The organism is Verrucomicrobiia bacterium (assembly GCA_035946615.1).
Taxonomy (GTDB): domain Bacteria; phylum Verrucomicrobiota; class Verrucomicrobiia; order Limisphaerales; family UBA8199; genus DASYZB01.
The window spans coordinates 1-5,774 of sequence record DASYZB010000147.1 but is presented as its reverse complement, the minus strand read 5'-3'; the positions used below and the strand labels follow the sequence as shown (position 1 = coordinate 5,774).

Genomic DNA, 5,774 nt, shown 5'->3' with positions numbered 1-5,774 from the left:
CGACCCGCCGTCGGGCGGCCAAAAAACATCTATAATCGACGATTTTGGGCGCAAGTCCCCAATCTAGCCGATTTAATGCCCTCCGCGCAGCACTGGCGCAACGCAGGCACCGACACTTCCCCCTTTTGGGACAGGCTCTAGATAAGGCCTAAAGTTCTCTTTCCTAGGCGTTTACGTCGAGGTTGGCTAGGGACGGTTGCAAATAGAACCCGGCGTGAAAGTTTCTGCATTTCCTTCAGGGTGGCCTGCAAGGTTCGCCAGCTGTCGATGGCAGTTTTGAGCCACTCGTACTGCTCCTGAGCTACACTGACAGTTTTGGCGCGCACTTTGCGGGTCCCCTGGTAGCAAGGACCGCCGGCGCCCGGCCCGCGATCCTGCACGTAGCCTTCGCTAACCGGCGAAGCCAAAAGCAATTTCCTATCAATTCCTCTGATGCGGGTCTTGCGCGCTGCCGGCGAGGTCCGCCTGCCTCGCCAGGACCCCGAGTATGTCCCCCCTGCTTTCTGCTTTCCGGTTCGCCTGTGCTGCGGGAAATCGTGCGAGACCTCGTCAGCCAGGTCGAGGCCAGCCGCAAGGAATTGGTCGTCCAGTTGGCCCGTGGCGGCTTCAGCCTCGAAACCATGCGCGGAGTCCAGTTCGATTGATATCAATGAGCGCGGCGATTTCGCGCGACACGCTGAGGGCCATGGTTGCCTGCTGCCTGCCATCTGTAAACACAATGCAGGTGGACGGGCGAGTGAACGTCGCCCTCAGCCTTGACCTCATTGAACTGCTGAGCTTTTTGAAGCGGAATTTTCTGCCGACGAACCTGACGTGCGAGCGGGCAGCGGTTCCCGAACGCGGAATTTATGACCGGACCAAAGCAGTGTTTGAGTACTTCGGTGTGCCATTCGAGGCAGAGCCTCCAGACGCCGACTATGTGGCTCCGCAAACCGTGCTCCGGCAGCCGAAGATTGGCCGCAATGACCCGTGCCTGTGCGGCAGCGGCAAGAAGTACAAGAAGTGCTGCGGGAGGGGCTGAACATATGGGGATAAGTAGCGCCGATAAAGTCAAGCTGGCGGCGAAGGGCAATCAATTCCGCCCATGCGCTCTTAAATTACCGCTGGGGGGGTGGCATGGGGGTTGATTCCGGTTTGCCCGATATTCGCGGGAGCTAAGGATTTTGGCGGACCTACCCAGCCATTGCCAAACTGGACCTCTCCTCCCAGGAAATGGCCAATCCGGCATGGTTCACACGGAACCCGCACTTGGCGTGGGCGTTCTTAGTAGTCACAGGTTGAAGCTGTATCGAAACATGGTGCCGCACCATGGATTTGATCAGTTCCTGGAAATTGCCTGCTCCAAACGGCATGGCTATTTCGTCTGCTCGGCCATGCACCTCTGGACAGGGCTCCGTCCGTAGCATTCGAATTCTTGACATTTTTACCAAAAGGAGCAGGCTCGCAGGCGCAATCAAAGTTTTACCAGAATTTCATAGCTGGTTTTATGAGAACTTCGAAAAAGCTTTCATTTTCTGACTGCTTCAAAACGACCACGAGGCACCTGGGTCGATTCAGTATGCTGCTGACGGCACTCCTGCTTAACGTATTTCTGGCTCTACAGGGACGAGCAGACTATTTCACCAACGCCGCTTCCATGAATTTGCCGCGCGTTGGCCACACGGCCACGTTGCTTTTGAACGGAAAAGTATTGGTCACCGGAGGACACAACGACACGGGTACAATTAACAATGAATCGGAACTTTACAACCCAACTGACGGGATGTGGAACGTCACTGGCTCCATGGCTACACAACGTGTAGTCCATGCTTCTGTTTTACTTACTAGTGGAAAAGTTCTCACTTCTGGGGGTCTCAGCATCTTTTATAACGGCTACCTTTCGAGCGCGGAGGTGTATGACCCGGCGACCGAAAAGTGGACCGCGACCGGCTCGATGAATGCCGCCCGGTTTAACCATACGGCAACTTTACTGGCGAATGGCTATGTGCTGATTACCGGCGGCGATGGGACTAACGGCTATGCTTCTGGCGCAGAGATTTACAATCCGAGTATGGGCACGTGGACACCAACCAATGGACTCAACATTCCACGTGATAGCCATACCGCCACCCTGTTACCCAACGGCAAAGTGCTTGTCACGGGAGGGTATAATGGTGGTAATCTCTCAAGCGCAGAATTATACGACCCGACTACAGGAACATGGAGAGTAATCACTCCGATGACCTATAATCGGGTTAGTCATACTGCAACATTGCTGCAAGACGGCCAGGTGCTCGTAGCGGGCGGTTTCGGTAATGTCGGTCCTTATCTCATCAGTGCAGAACTCTTCAATCCGACCAATGAAACTTGGAGACTGACTCGGTCGTTGAGTGTTGGTCGTTACAATCACAGTGCGACCCTGCTACCCAATGGGAAGGTGCTCGTTGTAGGGGGCTATGGCCCAGGCCCCATTCCCAGCGCGGAGGTTTATGACCCGGCCACGGAGACATGGACAGTCGCTTGCGAACTGAACATCGCACGGTGTGCGCACACAGCGACTTTGCTTCCCAATACAAATGTTCTTGTTGCTGGTGGAGTCGTGGGAATTTACCAAACCCTTTCAAATGCGGAATTATTTGTTTCAGGCAGCCTTTCTGCGGCACCTATTATTTTAACCAATCTTGTGAAAACGTCGGGAGGCCCGTTTGAATTCGATTTCATCAGCGCTCCGGGCACGAGTTTTACCGCACTGGCTGCCACCAACATTGCATTGCCGGTTGGGAACTGGACTGTTCTCGGGAGTGTCCCGGAAATTAACCCGGGCCAATACCGATTCACGGATGCGCAGGCCAACACTCCACAACGCTTTTACCGAGTTCGCTCGCCATGAGCAAAAAATGGTCCGGCGATTCCTTTAACCGGCGAAGCCAAAAGCAATTTCCTATCAATTCTCTCGACCTGTTTGGAATGGATCATTCAAGGATTACCACCAGCACGGGGCAGTCGGCCGGCATGGGGAATATGAACGGCGTTCCCGGCGACAACGGGCAAAGCAGCCCTGATTTGCCAGATCCGTTCAAAAGGGGTCGGTCATATGTTCTGACCCCACTCATGGTTTCGGTGGGGTTTCGGTGGGAAAGGCCTGTCCGACGAGCTTGGGCTGACTGGTTCGTTTCATATGGCAGTTCACGGGGATGATTTTTCCACCATAATCGCCAGCCATTGGACTGCTTGTGCGGCGGCAGAACCCAGACCGAGAGGCGCGCGGCCTTCAGGGCGTACACCGAGCAACCGCTGCGTCAGGGCGCCATCGAGCGGCCCTGGGACCGGCTGCTGGCCGGCCTGGTGCTGGGCACGGAAGCCTTCGCGCGAGGCTTGCGCCGTCAAATCCGGGGCAATCGGCGTGAGCAAGCGGCTTTGAAGCAGCTTGCTCCAGCCGTGAGTTGGGAGCAGATTGTCGGCGTGGTGGAAGAAGGCAAGCACGAACCTTGGAACGACTTTGCGCAGCGCCATGGCGATTGGGGCCGGGACGCGGCGATGTGGCTGGGGCGGCGCCACGCGCGGCTAAGCCTTGCCCAACTGGGCCGGCTCGCCGGCGGGGTGGACTACGCCGCCGTGGGCCAGGCTCTGAGCCGTTTCAATCGTCGGCTCCAACAGGACCGTGCCCTGGGCCGCCAAGTGGCGCAAATCGAACATGAATTGTCAAAAATTGAGATGTGACCCCGTGGCTTTACGTGGCTTTCTTGCTGGTCTCGGTGATCTTCGCTGTGTCGTTCGGTGATTGCTGTCGCGCGGACAGTTTCGTTGGGCTCTGGCAAACCGAGACGACCCACCGGAGTGCCCCGGGTGATACGAACACGGTCGAGGCATTCGAGGCTGTCGAGTTTTTCAAGGATCGATCCTTCAAGATTGCGGACATTTTAATCGTGGATGGCCAGCGTTGGACGAACGTCGCGTTTCGCGGGACCTACACGCTGATCGGCCCTACCCAAGCAAGCATGAAGGTCACGCCCTCAATATTCCGCCCGGATCCGCGCCGCCGTCCCTGACGGTATCCTGCTCGATTATTGGGAACGAATTGGAGATTCCCAAGTTTACCGCGAGTGTTGCTGCAGAATTCAAAAGATACCGACGAGCAAAATGATAACCCACGAATTGGGTGCGGCAGCAGGGACGGCTGGCTGCTACGCCCGTTATTCGTGTGGCCGCACCGACATCCAGTGGATTCCGGCGGAGTATATCCCCGACTAGAAACCGTGAACCGAAGGCTAACCGGGCTGGAACCGTTCTCCGGGATTGGCGCCGATGAGGCCCCGATGTGTGTAGATTGGAGGAGATTCAGCCGCTGGGCCTGCTCATTTGCAACGGGCAATTGGTCTTCATGCGTGCTCGTGCCATTTGTAATTTGAAACGTCCGATGGGGCAGAATTGTTGGGATTCGCGCATCTGTGTATAACCCGGTAACAACAGTTAATATGTTGTCCTCGCTAAATTGGAGACGGGGGAGTAAAAGCTTGGACCTGACCGCGGTCGTGTGCGCTCGGAAGTGGCAATGGGAAAGCCTCGGACGAGCGCCAGGTTAGCCGGACTGGGGCTAATCGCTTCTTTTAGAATGACTTACGTGTCTTCGGATCGGGTTTTGGAAGTCACCAAGCTTTTGCGTGGAACTGTCAATTGACTGGCCGCGGTTGGCCCCCTCTGAAGAATGGACCTCCGGGCCGGGTCGATCTGGCGCGGTGGGTTCAAGTGAACAAAACCCTGAAAACATGGGTTTATCTGTAAAATGCTAACTTCAGTAGAATCGGTTTGGGGCGCCGCACAGGAACACCTTCGTGTCCGACTCGACCCGGATGCTTACAATTTATGGGTGGCGCCGTTGCGCCCTCACGGGCGCAATTGCGACAGCCTCGTGCTAGAGGTCGCGAACGAGTTCAGCGAAACCTGGCTCAAAGACAACTATGTGGGCATGTTGCAGGAAGCGCTCACCGCTGCGTCCGGGCGGCGCTTGGAAATTCGTTTCCACGTTAGTGCAAACGGCGCCTCTCCAGCGCCCGCGCCGGCTGCGTCGGGTCCTCCACCCACGAAACCTGCTGAACCGCTTCCCGGGACAAACAACACCAGCCAGCAGTTGGGGTGTGATCCCAAAAACAAGTTTGAAACGTTTGTAGTGGGTAACAATAACAGTTTCGCCCACGCGGCGGCGCTGGCGGTCGCTCAGGCCCCGGGCAAAGCGTATAATCCGCTATTTGTTTATGGCGGGGTCGGCTTGGGCAAGACCCATCTGCTGCACGCCATTGGGCACCACGTCGCGACGCATAAAAAGGCAGCACGCATAGGCTGCATGTCTTCCGAGCAGTTTACGAATGCCTACATCGAAGGCATCCAGACCAACCAACTGGGCCGGTTTCGGAAGAAATGCCGGCAGGCTGACGTGCTGCTGATTGACGACATTCAGTTCCTGGCGGGCAAGGAGCGGATCCAGGAGGAATTCTTTCATACGTTCAATGCACTGCAAGAGGCGGGCAAACAGATCGTGCTGACTTGCGACCGGCCAGTGGGGGAACTCCGGAATCTGGAGCAGCGGCTGGTTTCACGCTTTGAGGGTGGCCTGGTCACCGACTTGCAGCCTCCTGATGGGGAGGTGCGTTTGGCGATTTTGCGCAAGAAGGCGGGTTCCATGGGCGTGGAGGTGCCCGGGGACATTATGGCGTTTCTGGCCGATCGGATTCGGACCAACATTCGCCGCCTGGAAGGGGCGCTGAACCGGGTTGTTTCTTACGGGGCCTTAACCGGCC

The 5,774-nt window shown here is 56.6% G+C and carries 5 protein-coding genes and 1 pseudogene; all 6 read left to right on the top strand.

Translation table 11 applies throughout. The features are described from left to right. Positions 1 to 521: 521 nt before the first annotated feature. Entirely contained in the window at positions 522 to 644 is a 123-nt protein-coding gene (locus VG146_21320) for a hypothetical protein (protein HEV2394898.1), read from the top strand. Between the two features lie 287 nt (positions 645 to 931). Next, positions 932 to 1,021 (top strand): annotated as a pseudogene (locus tag VG146_21315) (SEC-C metal-binding domain-containing protein). A 393-nt stretch (positions 1,022 to 1,414) separates the two neighbouring features. Continuing rightward, entirely contained in the window at positions 1,415 to 2,869 is a 1,455-nt protein-coding gene (locus VG146_21310; protein ID HEV2394897.1) for a kelch repeat-containing protein, read from the top strand. Between the two features lie 341 nt (positions 2,870 to 3,210). Beyond that, on the top strand, positions 3,211 to 3,699 hold the full coding sequence (locus VG146_21305; GenBank protein HEV2394896.1) for a hypothetical protein: 489 nt from the start codon (positions 3,211 to 3,213) through the stop codon (positions 3,697 to 3,699). Beyond that, positions 3,696 to 4,028, top strand: coding sequence for a hypothetical protein (locus VG146_21300; protein ID HEV2394895.1), 333 nt, complete (start codon positions 3,696 to 3,698; stop codon positions 4,026 to 4,028). Before VG146_21305 ends, VG146_21300 begins: the two co-directional genes overlap by 4 nt. A gap of 734 nt (positions 4,029 to 4,762) precedes the next feature. Continuing rightward, the coding region (gene dnaA, locus VG146_21295) for a chromosomal replication initiator protein DnaA (protein ID HEV2394894.1) at positions 4,763 to 5,774 on the top strand (1,012 nt) is incomplete at its 3' end.